Genomic DNA, 16,436 nt, shown 5'->3' on the forward strand with positions numbered 1-16,436 from the left:
CACTTGTCGGCATAGTCGGGATCGAATTGCAGCCCCGTTCGATTCTGCTGTCAGAGAGGTAAATTTCACACCGTGACGGCCCCCGTTCGCTTTCCCCGGTTTTTTGTGACCAGTCCCGCGCCGTGCCCCTATCTGCCCGGCCGCAGCGAACGGAAGGTGTTCACCGAGCTCAAGGGCGCGAACGCCGACCAGCTCAACGAAGCGCTCGGCCGGATCGGTTTCCGCCGCAGCCAGACCGTTGCCTACCGCCCGAGCTGCCTCGACTGCCAGGCCTGCGTATCGGTGCGGGTCGTGGCGGGGGAATTCGAACCATCCTCGACCCAGCGGCGCATCATGCGGCGCAACCAGGATCTCGTCACCACCGAATGCCGCCCCTGGGCGACCGACGAGCAGTTCGCCTTGCTGCAGCGCTATCTCGGCGTGCGCCACCCCGGCGGGGGCATGGCGTCGATGGACGAATTCGACTTCGCTGATATGGTGGAACACACTCCCGTAACGAGCTATGTGGTTGAATATCGGGAGCCCTCCGACGGCCAAAGGCCGGGTCGCCTTGTCGGAGCGTGCCTGACCGATCGGCAGGGGGATGGCCTGTCGATGATCTACAGTTTCTACGACCCGGAGCACGAGGCGCGGTCTGGACTTGGAACCTACATCATCCTCGACCACATCCGGCGCGCTGCCGCCGACGGGCTACCCTACGTCTATCTCGGCTATTGGGTCGATGGTTCGCAGCGCATGCAGTACAAGATCCGCTTCCGTCCGATGGAGCGGCTGGGGCACGACGGTTGGCGCCGCTTCGATGCCGAGCAGCAGGATGCCCTCATCGCCGCGGCCGTCGCCCGCAAGCCCGACGCGGACGTCGACGGGCGGCCGGCCAAAGACGGGACCGCGCACCAGTATCGTCTGCCGAAATAACCTCGCGGCGGCGCTCGCGCTCGCGCTGGCGGTTTCCCCTCAGGCCTTGCGGGCGCAGGATTCCGGCGCACCCGCAAGCCTCGAAGACCTGATCCCGGATTCGGCGGTCGAGAATCCCGAAGGGTGGGCAGAGCAGGGCGTCGAGCCCGAAGCGCGCGAGATCGCCGAGCAGATGCCGGATCTTGCACCCGATTCGCCGCTCGACGAGGACGTTGCCATCACCGTTCCCTGGCCCGACCAGATGGACATTCCGGAGCCCGAGCGGCTGCCGCGCGACGAAAGCATCCAGTTCGCCGACTTCGACGATGAGGAGGGCGAGCTCGCCGCCGCCGCCGATGCCGAAGTGGTCACGCTGGGTCCGGAGCTGTCGCTGGGCTTCCCGGCGGACGATGAAAGCTTCCCGATGCGCGGCGAGTTCGCCGAGCGCTTCGAATCGCTGTCCACGATCGAGGAACTGCAGGACGGCGATACCGACGACAACATCGCGCAGCTCGCCGCGCGTGCCCGCGAGGACGAGGCGCTTCTGGCGCAGCTGCTGCGCGTCTATGGCTACTACGACGCGCAGGTGATCCGCACCGTCGGCGGTATCCGTCCGGGACGCGAGGAGGCGGCGCAGGGGCCGAACGTGCGCTTCGATATCGTGCCCGGGCCGCGCTACAGCTTCGGGGCGATCGATCTCGGCCAGCTCGACCAGGCGATCGACTACGAAAGCCTGCGCGCCGCGTTCGAGATCCAGCCGGGCGATCCGCTGTCGAGCGACAAGATCGTCGAGGAGCAGTTCGACCTCGACCGGGCGCTGGGCGAGACCGGCTATCCCTTCGCCGCGATCGACGCGCCCGAGCTGCTCATCGACCACGCGCGGACCGAGGGCGACCTGACGCTGCCGGTCCGGCCCAACGGGAAGTACGTGTTCGGCGAAGTCGTCAGCAGCATGCCCGACTTCCTCTCGAGCGAGCATCTGGCGACGATCGCGCGGTTCGATCCGGGCGACACCTACAAGCGGAGCCTGGAAACGGATCTCCGGCAGGCGATCCTGGCGACGGGCCTGGTCTCCTCGGTCACGATCAAGAAGCGCGAAGTCGCGCCGCCCTCCGGCAATCAGCTGGGCGAGGTCGCGCTCGACGTGGAGATGACCGAGGCCGAGCTGCGCACGATCGCCGGCGCGATCGGCTACGGTTCGGAAGAGGGTTACCGGGTCGAGGCGAGCTGGGAGCACCGCAACTTCTTCCCGCCCGAAGGCGCGCTCCGCGTGCGCGGGATCGTGGGGACGCAAGAGCAGCTCGCCGGGGTCACCTTCCGCCGCAACAACTTCGGCGGGCGCGACCGCATCCTCAACATCGATGCCTATGCCAGCACGATCGACAGTCCTGCGTTCGACGCGCGTACGGTCGCCCTGGTTGCGACCTACTCGCGCTCCTCGACGCTGCTGTTCCAGAAGCCGATCGGCTGGAGCGTCGGGTTCGAAGCGATCGCGACCGGCGAGCGCCCGCCGGTGACCGACGATGAGCCGCCCGAGCCGCGCCAGACCTACTTCGTCGGCGCGCTTCCGATGTCGATCCTGTACGATTCGACCGACGACCTGCTCGACCCGACCGAAGGTTTCCGGCTCGGCGGCCGGATCTCGCCCGAGATCTCGCGCAGCAACGGAACCGAGAGCTTCTATGTCCGCACGCAGATCGATGCGAGCTATTACCAGCAGGTCAGCGACACGGTCGTGCTTGCCGGGCGCGGACGGCTCGGTTCGATCCCGGGTACGGCGATCGAGAACATCGCGCCGTCGCGGCGGTTCTACGCCGGTGGCGGTGGGTCGGTGCGCGGTTACGGCTATCGCAAGATCGGCCCGCGCAACGAGAACGGCGATCCGACCGGCGGCCGCTCGCTCGCCGAACTGGCGTTCGAAGCCCGGATCAAGACCGGCTTCTTCGATGGTGCGCTTTCGGTCGTGCCGTTCATCGATGCCGGCACGGTGAGCACCAGCACGACGCCGGACTTCGAAACCTTCCGCATCGGTGCCGGCGTCGGGGTGCGCTATCAGACAGGCTTCGGCCCGATCCGCATCGACGTCGGCGCGCCGCTCAACCCCGGGCCCGACGACAGCCCGGTCGCGGTTTACGTCTCGCTGGGGCAGGCCTTCTGATGGCCGAAGACGAGAGCATCGCAGCCCCCGAGGACGCCGCGCCGCCGCGTCGGCGTCGCTCGCGGATCGTCCGGCTGGGTCGGTGGAGCGCGGGGATCATCGCCGGTCTCGTGGCGATCGTTCTGCTCGCGCTCGTGGTGCTCAACAGCCCGATCGGCAAGCGCTTCATCGTCGACCGCATCGCGGACGTCGCGCCGGCATCGGGCCTGCGGATCTCGATCGGCCGGATCGAAGGCGACATCTACCGCAGTGCGACCCTGCACGACGTCACCCTGTCCGACCCCCAGGGACCCTTCCTCACCGTGCCGGTGGCGGAGCTCGACTGGCGCCCGCTCAACTGGCTGTGGAGCGGGCTCGACGTGCGCAATCTCACGGCGCGGCGCGGCACGCTGCTGCGCACGCCCGAGCTGCTCCCCGGCGATCCCGACGCGCCGATCCTGCCCAACTTCGACATTCGTGTGGACCGGCTGGAGCTCGACGATTTCCGCGTCGCGCGCGGCGTGGTCGACGACCGCCAGCACCGCGTGGATCTCGCCGCCAAGGCGGATATCCGCGACGGGCGCGTGTTCCTCACCGCCGACGGCAGGCTGGGAGAGCACGACCGGCTGCACCTGCTGGTCGACGCCGAGCCGGACGGCGACCGGTTCGATATCGACCTCGACTACCTCGCGCCCCAGGACGGCGTGATCGCGGGCCTCGTCGGCGCCGACGCCGGGTACCGCGCGCTGATCAAGGGCGAGGGCACCTGGAGCGACTGGCGCGGGGCGCTGCTCGTCCAGCGCGAGGGCGAGCGCTTCGCCGCGTTCCGCCTCACCAACCGCGACGGGCGCTACGGCGTCGTCGGGCAGGCGACCCCCGCACCGGCGCTGACCGGACAGGCCGCGGAACTGCTTGACGGCGCGGTCTCGCTCGCAGCGTTCGGCACGCTGAAGGACAGCGTGTTGTCCGGCGAGCTCGCCGTCCGCTCGCGCGCGATCGACGGCGAGGCCGAGGGGACGGTCGACCTCGCGAACAACGCATTCGACGATCTGGTAACCGACCTCCGGCTCGCGGAGGCCGGGTTCGGGCCCGACATGCGGATCGAAGGCGCGCGCGTGCTCGCCACGCTCGACGGCGCTTTCCGCGACCTGACGATCGGTCACCGCCTGGTGGTCGATCGCTTCGCCAGCGGAACGACGGAAGTGCGCGGCCTGGTTCAGGAAGGGACCGCAACGTACGACGGCGCGCGCTGGGTCCTTCCGCTCGATGCGCGGGTCCAGCAAGTCGTCGCCGGAAACGATCTGATCGACCCGCGGCTGGTGCGTGGGCGGCTCGCCGGCACCGTCGCCTACAGCGGCACGCGCGTCGTGTCCGACGATCTGCGGCTCGTCTTCCCCGATGCCAGCGCGCGCTTCTCGCTGCGGGGCGAGACCAGGACCGGCGCCTATGCCATCGCCGGGCCGATCGCGCTCCGCGGACTTCAGCTGGAGAACATCGGCACCGTCAACGGCACAGCCAAGATCCTGTTCAAGACCGCGTCCGGCGTACCCTGGATGCTGAACGCCAATTTCGCCGGCCGCATCCCGGACGTCGAGAACGCCACCCTCGCGAACCTCGCCGGCCCCTCGATCCGCTTCCGCGGCGGCGTGGGTCTGAGCGGTGCGGGGCCGATCGTGTTCCGCGACGTCTCGCTCGACGCCGCCAAGCTCCAGCTCGCGCTCGACGGGCAGGTGCGCGACGGCGGTACGACGCTCGCCGGGCGCGGGTCGCATACGGAATACGGGCCGTTCACGGTCGAGGCTGCATTGACCGGCGCAGGGCCGACGGCGGAACTGGTCTTCGCCAGCCCCCTCCCGGCCGCGGGGCTGGAGGACGTGCGGGTCGCCATCGCGCCGATCGAGGACGGTTTCCAGATCGATACCGAAGGCGGCTCGATGCTCGGGCCGTTCGAGGGGACGCTCGATCTGTTCATGCCCGCCGGCGGCCCGACCCGGATCGCGATCAATCGCCTCGACGTGTGGGAGACCAGCGTGCGCGGGGATCTGCTGCTTGGCGACGGCGGGATCACCGGCGACCTCGCGCTGTCGGGCGGCGGGCTCGACGGGACGATCGCGCTCGCCCCGCGCGGCGGCGGGCAGGCGTTCGACGTCGATCTCGCCGCCAACAATGCCCGCTTCGGCGGCGAGACGACGATCGCCATCGGGCGCGCACAGATCGAAGGCAGCGGCTTGCTGGTCGACGGCAACAGCACGATCGAAGGCAGCGTCTCCGCGCAGGGCGTGCAGTACGGCACGCTGTTCCTCGGCCGGCTGGCTGCGAACGCGCGGCTGCGCAACGGGGAGGGCAACGTCAGTGCGGCGTTCTCCGGTCGCCGCGGAAGCCGCTTCAACATGCAGGTCGAAGCGCAGGTCGCCGCGAACCGCATCGCCGTGGCCGCGCGCGGCGACTTCGCCGGACGGCGCATCCGCATGCCGCGCCGCGCAGTGCTGATCGCGCAGGACGGCGGTGGCTGGGCCCTCCAGCCCACGCAGCTCAGCTACGGCCGCGGCATCGCCATCGCCCAGGGGCGCTTCGGCGGCGACGACCCGACCGCGATGCAGGTGCAACTGGCGCGCATGCCGCTCTCGCTGGTGGACGTCGTGGTGGCGGACATGGGTCTCGGCGGCACGGTCTCCGGAATCATCGACTTCAGCGCCGGCGCCAGCGGTCTGCCGGTCGGCAGCGTGCGCGTGCAGGTCGATGGGCTGACCCGCTCCGGCCTCGTGCTGTCCTCGCGCCCGATCGACCTCTCGCTGGTCGCCCGGCTGAGCGAGGATCGGCTCGAGACGCGCGCGGTGATCGACGAGGGCGAGGAACGGCGCGGGCGGCTGCAGGGCCGGATCTCCGGCCTGCCGCGATCGGGCGCCTTGTTCGATCGCCTCCGCGCCGGCAGCCTGTTCGCGCAGCTCCGCTACGCCGGTCCGGCCGACGCGCTCTGGCGCCTCGCGGCGATCGATGCGTTCGATCTCACCGGTCCGCTCTCGCTGGCAGCCAACGTCACCGGCACACTGGCCGAACCGCGCGTCCGCGGCTCGATGGCGAGCGACGACCTGCGCGTGCGCAGCGGGCTTTCGGGTACCGACATCACCGGCGTCACGGCGCGCGGCGACTTCGAAGGCTCGCGCCTTCGCCTGACCCGGTTCAGCGGCACCACACCCAATGGCGGGACCGTCTCGGGCAGCGGCACGGTGACGCTGCGGGATCTCGGCGTCCGCGGTCCGCAGATGGACATCCGCGCGGCGGCAAGGAACGCGCGCCTGCTCAACGCCAACGGCCTTTCGGCAACCGTCACCGGTCCGCTGCGGATCGTCTCCGACGGGATCGGGGGCACGATCGCCGGGCGCCTGCTGGTCGACCGGGCGAGCTGGAGCCTCGGCACCGCCGCCACCGCGCAGGACCTGCCGCAGATCGAAACGCGGGAGATCAATACGCCGGCCGATATCGCACCCACCCGCGCGGCGAGCGCGCCGTGGCGCTACCTGATCGATGCGCGGGCGCCGAGCCGCGTCGACGTCGACGGCATGGGCCTCGATAGCGAGTGGAGCGCCAACGTCCGCGTGCGCGGCACGACCGACGATCCGCGCATCGGCGGGGAGGCGCGGGTGGTACGCGGCGAGTACAACTTCGCCGGCACCAGCTTCGAACTGACCCGCGGCCGGATCGAGTTCGACGAGACCGTCCCGATCGATCCGCGGCTCGACATTCGCGCCGAGACCGAGCGCGACGGTCTCAACGTCATCGTCCAGGTACAGGGTAACGCCCTGCAGCCGGAGATCAGCTTCACCTCCAATCCGGCGCTGCCCGAGGAGGAGATCCTCGCCCGGCTGCTGTTCGGCGGCTCGATCACCGAGCTTTCCGCGACCGATGCGCTGCAACTCGGCGCGGCGGTCGCATCGCTGCGCGGCGGGGGCGGGCTCGACCCGATCAACCAGCTCCGCACCGCGATCGGGCTCGACCGGCTGCGCATCGTCGGGCCAGATCCGGCGCTCGACCGCGGCACCGCGGTCGCCGTGGGCAAGAACTTCGGGCGCCGCTTCTATGCCGAGCTCATCACCGACGGGCAGGGCTACAGCGCGACCGAAGTCGAGTTCCGCGTGACCTCGTGGCTGTCGCTGCTCGCGAGTATCTCGACCATCGGCCGCGAAAGCGTCCGGGCGGAGATCAGCCGCGACTACTGAGCGCTGGCCGCTCACCGGCCGTAGAGCTCCGCTTCGGCGGCGCGGCGCCGGGTCAGTCCCCTGAGTACGCGGCCGCCGGCGCGGTTCCAGCGGGCGAACTCGCGCGCGGCGCCGGCATGGTCGCCCGCGACGTGCTTCCGCGTCAGCGTGGCCCGCGCGATCGCGCCGGTGTTGTAGTGGAACGAGACCAGCGCATCGAACTGGTCCTGCGTTGTTGGAGCCTCGCCGATCGCCTCCGCGACCTCGGCGGCGTAGCGTTGCAGATCGCGTTCTAGCCGGGCGTCGCATTGCGCCCGGGTCCAGACCGTTCCGGCGCCGATCTCCGGCCCGGTCGCGCCCCAGCCGATGGTCCAGGGCGCCCCGCCGGTGGCCGGGTCGGGGTAAGCCTCGACCAGTCCGTCGGCCCGCAGCCGCTCGCACCCTTCGAACTGCTTGATCAGGGCGACGCCCGACGGGCCGACGGAGCGGAACGGGGGCGGTTCAGGCGCACCTTCGGCGCCGAGCGCCCGGTCTATCGCCCGGTCGAGCCGCTCGACCTCCACCTGCCGGAATCCGCGCCCGAGCATCCGCCGGACCGCATCGAAAATCGTCTTGCGTCTCATGGAACTCACCTCGTCGAAAACGAATCGAGGCGAAGCAATTAGGCAGGATTGGGCCGTGTAGGAAAATGGTTTTTCGTGCAGCCCGGCGGGTGTTGACGTCCATGCCAGGATTAGCAAAGTGTAACCTTGCGGCTTCTTCTTTTCCCGTCAGGAGTTTACAAAAGAGATCGCCGGGCCATGTGTGCACTTCGCTTTTCTTAAAGCCACACTGCCGGGACTTTCCGGCCCCGTCTCGCCCGATACACTGCACGGTAAAGAAACGAATCGGGAAATGCGCATCCACACTGTGTGGCATAGTCAGGCCGTGTAGGAAAATGGCATGTGTCCGTTTGCACCGGCCGCGGTGATCCCCTAGCTTTGCGCAACGCAGGGAGGCTGGATGGACAAGACATTCGCGGGCGGGGGGCTGATGCTGGGCATCATCGCCGGCGTTATCTTCGACCAGGTTGCGCTCGGCATATTGCTTGGTCTGCTTCTGGGCGCGGTGGCCGGCAAGGCAAAAGCGCAGAAGGACGAGGGCGACGCCTAGCGATATGGCGCGACCGGAGACGACATGAGACCAGCGCAATCCCGCGACAGTGTGGCCTTCGCGCGGCCCCGTTTCCTCGACGGCGTCGAACTGGTCACGGTGTCGTATCGCGATCGCGCCTTTCCGGTGCACACGCACGAGGGCTATGTCGTCGGAACCGTGATCGAGGGCGCAGAGGAGCTCAGCGTGCGCGGGCGAACGTACACCGTCTCCCGCGGCGACGCCCTGTTGCTCCACCCGCACGAACCCCACGCCAACCGCAGCCTCGGGCGCGAGGCGCTGCGCTATCGCGTGTTCTATCTCCCCGCCCACGCAATCGCGGCCTATGCCGGCGAAAGAGGAGACGCGCCGCCGACGTTCTCTGCGCCCGTGGTATCGGATCCGGCGTTGGCCGGGACGATCGCCGGTCTCCACGCACGCTTGAGCAAGGGACCGGACGATCGGCTGGCGCAGCAAAGTGCGCTGGCCGCGCTGATCGATGCGCTGCTCGGCCGCACCGAATCCCGAGCGGCCCGGCCACAATCGGGCGGAGATGCCGCACGCGCCGTGCGAGATTGGATCGACGACCATTTCGCGGAGGATTTCGGCTTGTCCGACCTTGCGGCGCGCGCAGACCTCAGCGTGTTTCGGTTCGCCCACGTGTTCAAGGCCTGCACCGGGCTCAGCCCGATGGCCTACCGCAACCAGTGCCGCGTGAACGCAGCGCGGCGGCGCCTGCTCGGAGGGGAGCCCATCGCACAAGTCGCGCTCGACGTCGGCTTTGCCGATCAAAGCCACCTGACGCGGTGGTTCCAGCGGATCGTGGGCGTGTCGCCGCAGCGCTATCGCCAGCAATAACGTTCAATCCCGCGCGCCTCGCACGGCCTATTCCGTCCGGCAAAGGAGATCGGAATGCCGAGAATATCGAACGGGAACGCAAGAGTGTCGGTCGCGCTGCGATGGGCGGCAATGACGCTGGCGCTGTCGTCACCGGCCGCGGCAGTCGCGGCGCAAGATCACTGCCGGCCCGGCATCTATGGCGCAGGCGAGGACGCATTCGTCGTTCTCGGCGCGGGCAGTGCGGCCGGCCCCGGCCGGCGTTATCTGTTCCGTGACGGTCGCCGCGGCAGCACGGGCGAAGCGGGAGCCATGGTCACCTGCGAGGACGATATTGCCACCGTCGCCGCAGCCGATGGCACGACGCAGCAATGGCCGCGGCGCGAGACCCGCGAAACGGACACGGCGTTCGACAGCGCCGCCACCCGCCTTGCCGGGCAGTTGATCGAACCGGCGGGGCCACCCGATCCCACACGGCCGCTGGTGGTGATGGTGCACGGTTCGGAACAGACCGCCGCGATCGGCAGCGTCTATGCCTACATGCTGGCCGCGCAGGGAATTTCCGCGTTCGTCTACGACAAGCGCGGGACCGGTGCGTCGGAAGGCACCTACACCCAGAACTTCGAGCTCCTCGCGGAGGACGCAGCCTCCGCGCTGGAGAAGGCGCGAAGGCTGGCAGCGGGCCGCTTCGGCCGCGCCGGTTTCTTCGGCGGCAGCCAGGGCGGATGGGTCGCACCGCTTGCCGCCACGCGTACACCGGCCGACTTCGTCGCAATCGGTTTCGGGCTGGTGGTCTCGCCGATCGAGGAGGACCGCGCGCAATTGCTCGACGAGGCGCACAGGATGGGCCTCGATCCCGCAGAGGTCGCTCAGGTGGAGCGCCTTTCGCGGGCCACGGCCGTGCTGGTGCGCACGCACTTCCAGCAGGGCTTCGAGGATCTGGCGGAGGTGCGGCGTGAGATCGGCAGCGCCCCCTGGGCGACGACCATCCAGGGCGAATACAGCGGCGACATGCTGCGGATGAGCGACGCGGACCTGCGCCGTATCGGCCGCGCACGGTTCGACAACCTCGAGCTGATCTGGGACTACGATGCCGCAGCCGCCCTCGGAAAGCTGAAGGTCCCGCTGCTCTGGGTGCTGGCCGAGAAGGACCGCGAAGCCCCGATCGAACAGACCCGCGCCGTGCTCACCACGCTGGCCGAGACCGGCCAGCCGATCGACGTCTACCTCTTCCCCGACACCGACCACGGCATGTTCGAATTCCGCGAAAATCCCGACGGCTCGCGGACGGGAACCCGGATCACCGACGGCTACCTCCGGCTCCTCGCCGACTGGATCAAGGGCGATGTCCACGGGCGCTATGGGCGCGGCGACAAGCTGTGACCGGCCATCCCGCCGCAGTGCGCCTGTAAAGAGCTCTTGACTGACAAGAAGTCTTTACAGTAAAGAGCTCTTGTCAGGCAGGAGAGTCGCATCGGTGCGCAACCGTTTGAAGGAACACCGCGAAGCGCAGGGCTGGAGCCAGGGCGAGCTTGCCCGGCGGCTCGGCGTCTCGCGGCAGACGATCAACGCGGTCGAGACCGACAAGTACGACCCCTCGCTGCCGCTGGCGCTGCGCATGGCCAAGCTGTTCCGCGTGGCAGTGCCGGATCTGTTCATCGACGAGTGGGAGCCCGAGCTATGAATGTCGCAAAGCAGGAGAAGTCGCTCGCGAGGCGCCTCGCGGTCCCGATGGTCGTGGGGGCGGTGTCGGGCTTCGCCGCCACCATGCTGTTCTTCAACCTCGTCGACGGGGAAGGTGCGCGAAGCCTGGGGCGGTCGCGCGAGATCGCGGGCGTCGTCGGCGTTCTCTACCTGCTCACCGCGCTGGGGGTCGGCGTCGGGCTTGCCCGCCCCGGCATCGGCGCGCGCTTCCTGAATGTGGAGGATGCCGACGAGCTGCGCGAGCAGCGCCGCATGCTCGGCTACAGCTGCATATCCATGGCGGCGCTGAGCGGAGCGCTGTTCGTGCTCGTGCTGGTCGAGCCGGTGGGGCCGATCGGGGGCGAGCTGGCGGCGGCCGGCGCCATCGGGCTCCTGCTGCTGGCGAACGGTCTCGGACTGCTTCAGGCGCGGCATCTGGACGAGCTTCAGCGGGCGATGTCGCGGGATTCGGTCGCGAGCGCGTTCTACCTGCTGTTCGTCGTCGGCGGCGGCTGGGCGCTGCTGGCCCATTGCGGCCTCGTCGAGGCCCCTGCGCCGCTGGACTGGCTGACGATGTTCGCCGTCTTCCTGCTGGTCGGCTGCTTCTGGCAGGTGGGGCGCCGTGGGTTGCTCGTTCGCGGGCCCAACTGACCGGTTCCGCGGTTCAAACGAGAAGGGCGCCCGGATTTACGTCCGGGCGCCCTTTTTCTTTCCCCGATCGCGCCGATCAGGCGCTGTAGTACATGTCGAATTCGACCGGCGCCGGCGTGGTCTCGACGCGCAGGACTTCGTCCCACTTGATCTCGACATAGGCGTCGATCTGGTCCTTGGTGAACACGTCGCCCTTGAGCAGGAAGTCGTGGTCGGCCGCGAGCGCTTCGAGCGCTTCGCGCAAGGAGCCGCAGACGGTCGGCACGTCGGCCAGCTCGGCCGGCGGCAGGTCGTAGAGGTTCTTGTCCATCGCCTCGCCCGGATGGATCTTGTTCTGGATCCCGTCGAGACCCGCCATCAGCAGGGCGGCGTAGGCGAGGTAGGGGTTCGCCATCGGATCGGGGAAGCGGAACTCGACGCGCTTCGCCTTGTCGCCCGCGCCGTAGGGGATGCGGCAGCTCGCCGAACGGTTGCGCGCCGAATAGGCGAGCAGGACCGGCGCCTCGAAGCCCGGTACCAGCCGCTTGTAGCTGTTGGTGGTCGGGTTGGTGAAGGCGTTCAGCGCCTTGGCGTGCTTGATGACGCCGCCGATGTAGTAGAGGCAGTTGTCCGACAGACCGGCGTAGCCGTTGCCCGCGAAGGTCGGCTTGCCCCCGTCCCAGATCGACATGTGCGTGTGCATGCCGCTGCCGTTGTCGTCCTTGATCGGCTTGGGCATGAAAGTCGCCGTCTTGCCGTAAGCATGTGCGACCTGGTGCACGACGTACTTGTAGATCTGCATGTTGTCGGCCGTCTCGACCAGGGTCGAAAACAGCAGGCCGAGCTCGTGCTGCGCGGCGGCGACCTCGTGGTGATGCTTGTCGCACTTGAGGCCCATCTCGATCATGGTCGAGACCATCTCGCCGCGGATGTCGACCGCGCTGTCGACCGGCGCCACCGGGAAATATCCGCCCTTGGCGCGCGGACGGTGGGCGAGGTTGCCGGCCTCGTATTCGCGGCCGGTGTTGGTCGGCAGCTCGATGTCGTCGATCGCGAAGCCGGAACCGGCATAGCCGTCCTCGAAGCGCACGTCGTCGAACATGAAGAACTCGGCTTCGGGGCCGACGTAGATCGTGTCGCCGATGCCGGTCGTCTTGAGGTAGTTCTCGGCCCGCTTGGCGGTCGAGCGCGGATCGCGGGCGTACCAGTCGCCGGTCGAGGGTTCGACGATGTCACAGAACAGGATCATCATCGGGGTCGCGCTGAACGGATCGATGTAGGTCCGCTCCAGATCCGGCTTCAGGATCATGTCGCTCTCGTTGATCACCTTCCAGCCGGCGATCGACGAGCCGTCGAACATCAGGCCGTCCTCGAGCTCGTCCTCGCCGAGCATCGCCGCCGTCATGGTCAGGTGCTGCCACTTGCCCTTGGGGTCGGTGAAACGCAGGTCGACCCATTCGATCTCCTGCTCCTCGATCTGCTTGAGGACGTCTTTGGCCTTGGACATGTGGTTTCTTCCTTATCTTCCCCCTCCCGCTTGCGGGAGGGGCCGGGGGTGGGCCAGTCGCAGCGATCCGGGTTTCCCACCCCGCTGCGACTAGGGCCTGCTATGCAGACCCAGGTCTCGCTCCCCTCCCGCAAGCGGGAGGGGGTAATCTCAAATCGCGTCCTCGTCCTTCTCGCCGGTGCGGATGCGGAGCGCCGATTCGATGTTGGTGACGAAGATCTTGCCGTCGCCGATCCGGCCGGTCTGCGCAGCGGCGGCGATCGCCTCCACCACGCGCTCGGCGATCTGGTCGCCGACGACGACTTCGAGTTTCACCTTCGGCAGGAAGTCGACGACATATTCGGCGCCGCGATAGAGCTCGGTATGGCCCTTCTGGCGGCCGAAACCCTTCGCCTCGGTCACGGTGATGCCGGACACGCCGATCTCGTGCAGCGCCTCCTTCACCTCGTCGAGCTTGAAGGGTTTGATGATCGCTTCGATCTTCTTCATGTCATCCCGATCCTACGCAATGTGCCGACGCGCGCGGATCTTCGTCCGCCCGGTCGGCTCATCGCTTACCTCAGATACCAAATCAAGAAGCGTGCCAGAGTGCGCGCAGGGCGGTAGCGGTCACCGCGGAGACGATTTCGCGGGCCTTGTGCCCAATCGGAATCCAGTGACTGCCTGAATTTTAGGCAGAGAGGCGCAGGCCGGCAGTCTCATCGAGTCCGCTCATCAGGTTGAGCGACTGGATCGCGGCGCCGCTGGCGCCTTTTCCGAGGTTGTCGAGCACAGCGATCAGGCGAGCATGATAGCCTTCAGCATTTCCGCGGACATGGAGCTCCATGCCATCATTGGCGGGCTGATCGGCGTGAAGCAGGAGTTCGGAAAGGTCCCCGCCTTCGCGCACGCGGACTACTCTTGAGCCGGCATAGTACTCGCGCAAGGCATCACGCAGGCGATCGGCGGTCGTCTCGCGGTCCATGGCGCCCAGGTGCAGGGGCACCTCGACCACCATCCCGCGATAGGCGGCGACGACCGACGGCGCGAAGATCACCCCATGCTCGAGTCCCGCGTGAATCTTCATTTCCGCGCGATGCTTGTGCTCCAGATCGAGCGCGTAAGTGCGGAACGCGATATCCGGCTCGCGCGCGAAGCGGTCGATCAGCGCATTGCCGCCGCCCGAATAACCGCTCACCGCGTTGACCGTGTAGGGCCAGTCGGCCGGGATCAGCCCGGTGCGTACGAGCGGGGCGACCAGCGCGAGAAAGCCAGTCGGGTAGCAGCCGGGATTGCTCACCCGCTCGGCCCCAGCCACGGCTTCACGGCCGACCAGTTCGGGAAAGCCGTAGGTCCAGCCCTCGGCCGTCCGATGCGCGCTCGAAGCGTCGATCACGCGGGTGCCGGAGGCCGGATCGATCATCGCCACCGCCTCGCGTGCCGCATCGTCGGGCAGGCAGAGGATCGCCACGTCGCAGTCGTTCAGCGCCTCGCGCCGCGCGGCCGGATCCTTGCGTCGCGCGTCGTCGAGCGTGAGCAGCGCGAACTCGGCGCGGTCCTGCAGCCGGCCGAGGATCTCGAGGCCGGTCGTGCCGGCGGCGCCGTCGATGAATACGGTGGTGGTCATGGCGCCAGCAGCGCGGTGCGCAGGTAGCCGCTCGGCCCCTCGGGCCCGCAGGTGGCCCAGCACCAGTCGCCGGCATAGTCGAGCGCCTCGATCGCCGTGCCCGCATCGAGCCGGACGACGATATCCGAGTCGTCGCGCGGGATCAGGTGCAGCGCGGCACCCTCCGGCCCGATCTCGCGCGGCTGGGGCACGACGTAGTGCGCGGCCAGATAGCGCCCGGCGAGCGCGATATGCGCCAGATCGCCGCGCAGCGGCAGCGTGCCGGGCGCGGGGCGCACGACGGACCCTTCCAGGCCGATCGGCCCGTCAGGCAAATGGTATTCGGTCGCCGCGCTCACGTGTTGTCTTCTTGGCCCTTGGAAATTGGCAGGCCGCGCGCTTAAACGCTGCCGGCGCCCCCGGCAAGCGCCCCGCGCTCATCGTCAACGATTGCCGTAGCGCTGGCGCAACATATGGAACGCTGCGCGCAGACCGTAGGCCTCGCCGCCCTTGGGCCGTCCAGGCTTCGCGGCGGGACGCCAGGCGAACGTGTCGAAGTGCGCCCAGTCGACGCCTTCACCGACGAACTTGTCGAGGAACAACCCGGCCACGCTCGCGCCCGCGAAGGCATTGGCATGGGCGTTGTTGGTGTCGGCGACGTCCGACTTGAGCCATTCGATGTAGGCTTCCGGCAGCGGCAGGCGCCACGGTTCGTCGTCGTGCGCCTTGCCTGCCGCTATCAGGTCGGCGGCGGTCTCGTCGCGCCGGGTCATCAGCGCCGGATAGTCGGGCCCGAGCGCTACGCGCGCCGCGCCGGTGAGGGTTGCGAAGTCGATCACCAGGTCCGGCCCGTGCTCGCTCGCCAGCGCCAGCGCGTCGCCAAGGATCAGCCGTCCCTCAGCGTCGGTGTTGCCGATCTCCACCGTCAACCCCTTGCGGCTGCGGAGCACGTCGCCCGGGCGGAAGGAATTGGCCGAGATTGCGTTCTCCACCGCCGGCACGATCAGGTGCAGCCGCACCGGCAGGCCCGCGCCCATGACCAGCCCGGCAAGCGCGATCGCGTGCGCGGCGCCGCCCATGTCCTTCTTCATCAGCAGCATGCCGGCGGCCGATTTCACGTCGAGCCCGCCCGAATCGAAGCACACCCCCTTGCCGACGAGGGCGAGCACCGGGTCGCTCTCCTTGCCCCAGGTGAGGTGCATCAGGCGCGGCGCGTGGTGCCGCGCGGCGGCACGGCCGACGGCGTGGACCATCGGAAAACCCTGCTCCAGCGCGTCGCCCTTGGTAACCGAGAGCTTCGCGCCGTGGGCCTTGGCCAGCGCTTCGCATTCCGCTTCGAGCGCGGCGGGCCCCATGTCCTCGGCCGGGGTGTTGACCAGATCGCGCACCAGGCACACCGCGCGCGCTTCGGCCAGCGCGGGTTCGATCGCCTTGGCCTCGCCGGTCAGCAGCACGCGCGGGCCGGTCGGTTCGTCGTCCTTGCGGTAGCGGTCGAAGCGGTACTGCGCGAGCTGCCAGCCATGGAGCGCGGGGCCGGGCTCTCCACTGGCGAGGCGATAGGTCCCGGCGGGCAGCGACTCCGCCAGCTTCGCCATGCACCAGCTCGACAGGCTCGCCGGATCGGCCACGCCGCCAACCGCGAACCAGGAGTCGCCATCGGGCACGATGCCGACCTCGTACCCGCCGCCGGTGAACTTCTGCGCCGTCAGCGCCGCGCGCTGCCCGGCCGAGAGCTTCTTCACCCAGTTGTCGAAGCCGTCGCGGGCGACGAGGTGGATGGAAATCGCGTCCTGCCCGCGATCTGCTTGAACAAGGTCGGTGTCATGGCTCATACTC

Annotated in this window: 14 protein-coding genes; 8 read left to right on the forward strand and 6 right to left on the reverse strand. The window is 68.6% G+C overall.

Going from position 1 to position 16,436, the window contains the following annotated elements; all coding sequences use genetic code 11:
* Positions 1 to 72: 72 nt before the first annotated feature.
* From D2V04_RS09100 to D2V04_RS09110, 3 genes are read left to right on the forward strand one after another with little or no spacing between them, the layout of a single operon-like run.
* Positions 73 to 915, forward strand: coding sequence for an arginyltransferase (locus D2V04_RS09100; protein ID WP_119513250.1), 843 nt, complete (start codon positions 73 to 75; stop codon positions 913 to 915).
* 46 nt (positions 916 to 961) lie between these two features.
* A complete protein-coding gene (locus tag D2V04_RS09105) occupies positions 962 to 3,052 on the forward strand; it encodes an autotransporter assembly complex protein TamA (protein ID WP_228766340.1) in 2,091 nt (696 codons plus the stop codon).
* Positions 3,052 to 7,248, forward strand: coding sequence for a translocation/assembly module TamB domain-containing protein (locus D2V04_RS09110; RefSeq protein ID WP_119513254.1), 4,197 nt, complete (start codon positions 3,052 to 3,054; stop codon positions 7,246 to 7,248). Before D2V04_RS09105 ends, D2V04_RS09110 begins: the two co-directional genes overlap by 1 nt.
* An 11-nt stretch (positions 7,249 to 7,259) precedes the next feature.
* Here D2V04_RS09110 and D2V04_RS09115 read toward each other — a convergent pair whose 3' ends face one another.
* Positions 7,260 to 7,850: a lysozyme gene (locus D2V04_RS09115; RefSeq protein ID WP_119513256.1), complete on the reverse strand. Its 591-nt coding sequence runs from the start codon at positions 7,848 to 7,850 to the stop codon at positions 7,260 to 7,262.
* A gap of 379 nt (positions 7,851 to 8,229) precedes the next feature.
* Between D2V04_RS09115 and D2V04_RS17930 the strand changes: the two genes are divergently transcribed.
* The 5 genes from D2V04_RS17930 (at position 8,230) to D2V04_RS09135 (ending at position 11,529) form a co-directional block, all read left to right on the forward strand.
* Entirely contained in the window at positions 8,230 to 8,379 is a 150-nt protein-coding gene (locus tag D2V04_RS17930) for a hypothetical protein (RefSeq protein WP_182849715.1), read from the forward strand.
* 24 nt (positions 8,380 to 8,403) lie between these two features.
* On the forward strand, positions 8,404 to 9,216 hold the full coding sequence (locus tag D2V04_RS09120; protein WP_119513258.1) for an AraC family transcriptional regulator: 813 nt from the start codon (positions 8,404 to 8,406) through the stop codon (positions 9,214 to 9,216).
* A gap of 54 nt (positions 9,217 to 9,270) precedes the next feature.
* The gene (locus D2V04_RS09125) at positions 9,271 to 10,578 is read left to right on the forward strand and encodes an alpha/beta hydrolase family protein (RefSeq protein ID WP_228766341.1); all 1,308 of its coding nucleotides are present in this window, start codon (positions 9,271 to 9,273) and stop codon (positions 10,576 to 10,578) included.
* A 94-nt stretch (positions 10,579 to 10,672) separates the two neighbouring features.
* Positions 10,673 to 10,879, forward strand: coding sequence for a helix-turn-helix transcriptional regulator (locus tag D2V04_RS09130; RefSeq protein WP_119513260.1), 207 nt, complete (start codon positions 10,673 to 10,675; stop codon positions 10,877 to 10,879).
* Positions 10,876 to 11,529 (forward strand): hypothetical protein, encoded by a 654-nt coding sequence (locus tag D2V04_RS09135; RefSeq protein ID WP_119513262.1) that lies wholly within the window; start codon positions 10,876 to 10,878, stop codon positions 11,527 to 11,529. The genes D2V04_RS09130 and D2V04_RS09135 overlap by 4 nt, the downstream gene beginning before the upstream one ends.
* 76 nt (positions 11,530 to 11,605) lie before the next feature.
* Here D2V04_RS09135 and glnA read toward each other — a convergent pair whose 3' ends face one another.
* The 5 genes from glnA to D2V04_RS09160 form a co-directional block, all read right to left on the reverse strand.
* Complete coding sequence (glnA, locus tag D2V04_RS09140; protein WP_119513264.1) at positions 11,606 to 13,015, reverse strand: type I glutamate--ammonia ligase; 1,410 nt, start codon at positions 13,013 to 13,015, stop codon at positions 11,606 to 11,608.
* A gap of 150 nt (positions 13,016 to 13,165) precedes the next feature.
* Positions 13,166 to 13,504 carry a P-II family nitrogen regulator gene (locus D2V04_RS09145; RefSeq protein ID WP_119513266.1) on the reverse strand — a complete coding sequence of 113 codons (339 nt, stop codon included), beginning with the start codon at positions 13,502 to 13,504 and terminating at the stop codon, positions 13,166 to 13,168.
* 181 nt (positions 13,505 to 13,685) lie between these two features.
* Positions 13,686 to 14,621 (reverse strand): N-acetyl-gamma-glutamyl-phosphate reductase, encoded by a 936-nt coding sequence (gene argC, locus D2V04_RS09150; RefSeq protein ID WP_119513268.1) that lies wholly within the window; start codon positions 14,619 to 14,621, stop codon positions 13,686 to 13,688.
* Positions 14,618 to 14,959: a hypothetical protein gene (locus D2V04_RS09155; RefSeq protein WP_119513269.1), complete on the reverse strand. Its 342-nt coding sequence runs from the start codon at positions 14,957 to 14,959 to the stop codon at positions 14,618 to 14,620. The genes argC and D2V04_RS09155 overlap by 4 nt, the downstream gene beginning before the upstream one ends.
* Before the next feature lie 84 nt (positions 14,960 to 15,043).
* Positions 15,044 to 16,432: a leucyl aminopeptidase family protein gene (locus D2V04_RS09160; RefSeq protein ID WP_119513271.1), complete on the reverse strand. Its 1,389-nt coding sequence runs from the start codon at positions 16,430 to 16,432 to the stop codon at positions 15,044 to 15,046.
* Positions 16,433 to 16,436: the final 4 nt, after the last annotated feature.

The organism is Pelagerythrobacter aerophilus (assembly GCF_003581645.1).
Classification (GTDB): domain Bacteria; phylum Pseudomonadota; class Alphaproteobacteria; order Sphingomonadales; family Sphingomonadaceae; genus Pelagerythrobacter; species Pelagerythrobacter aerophilus.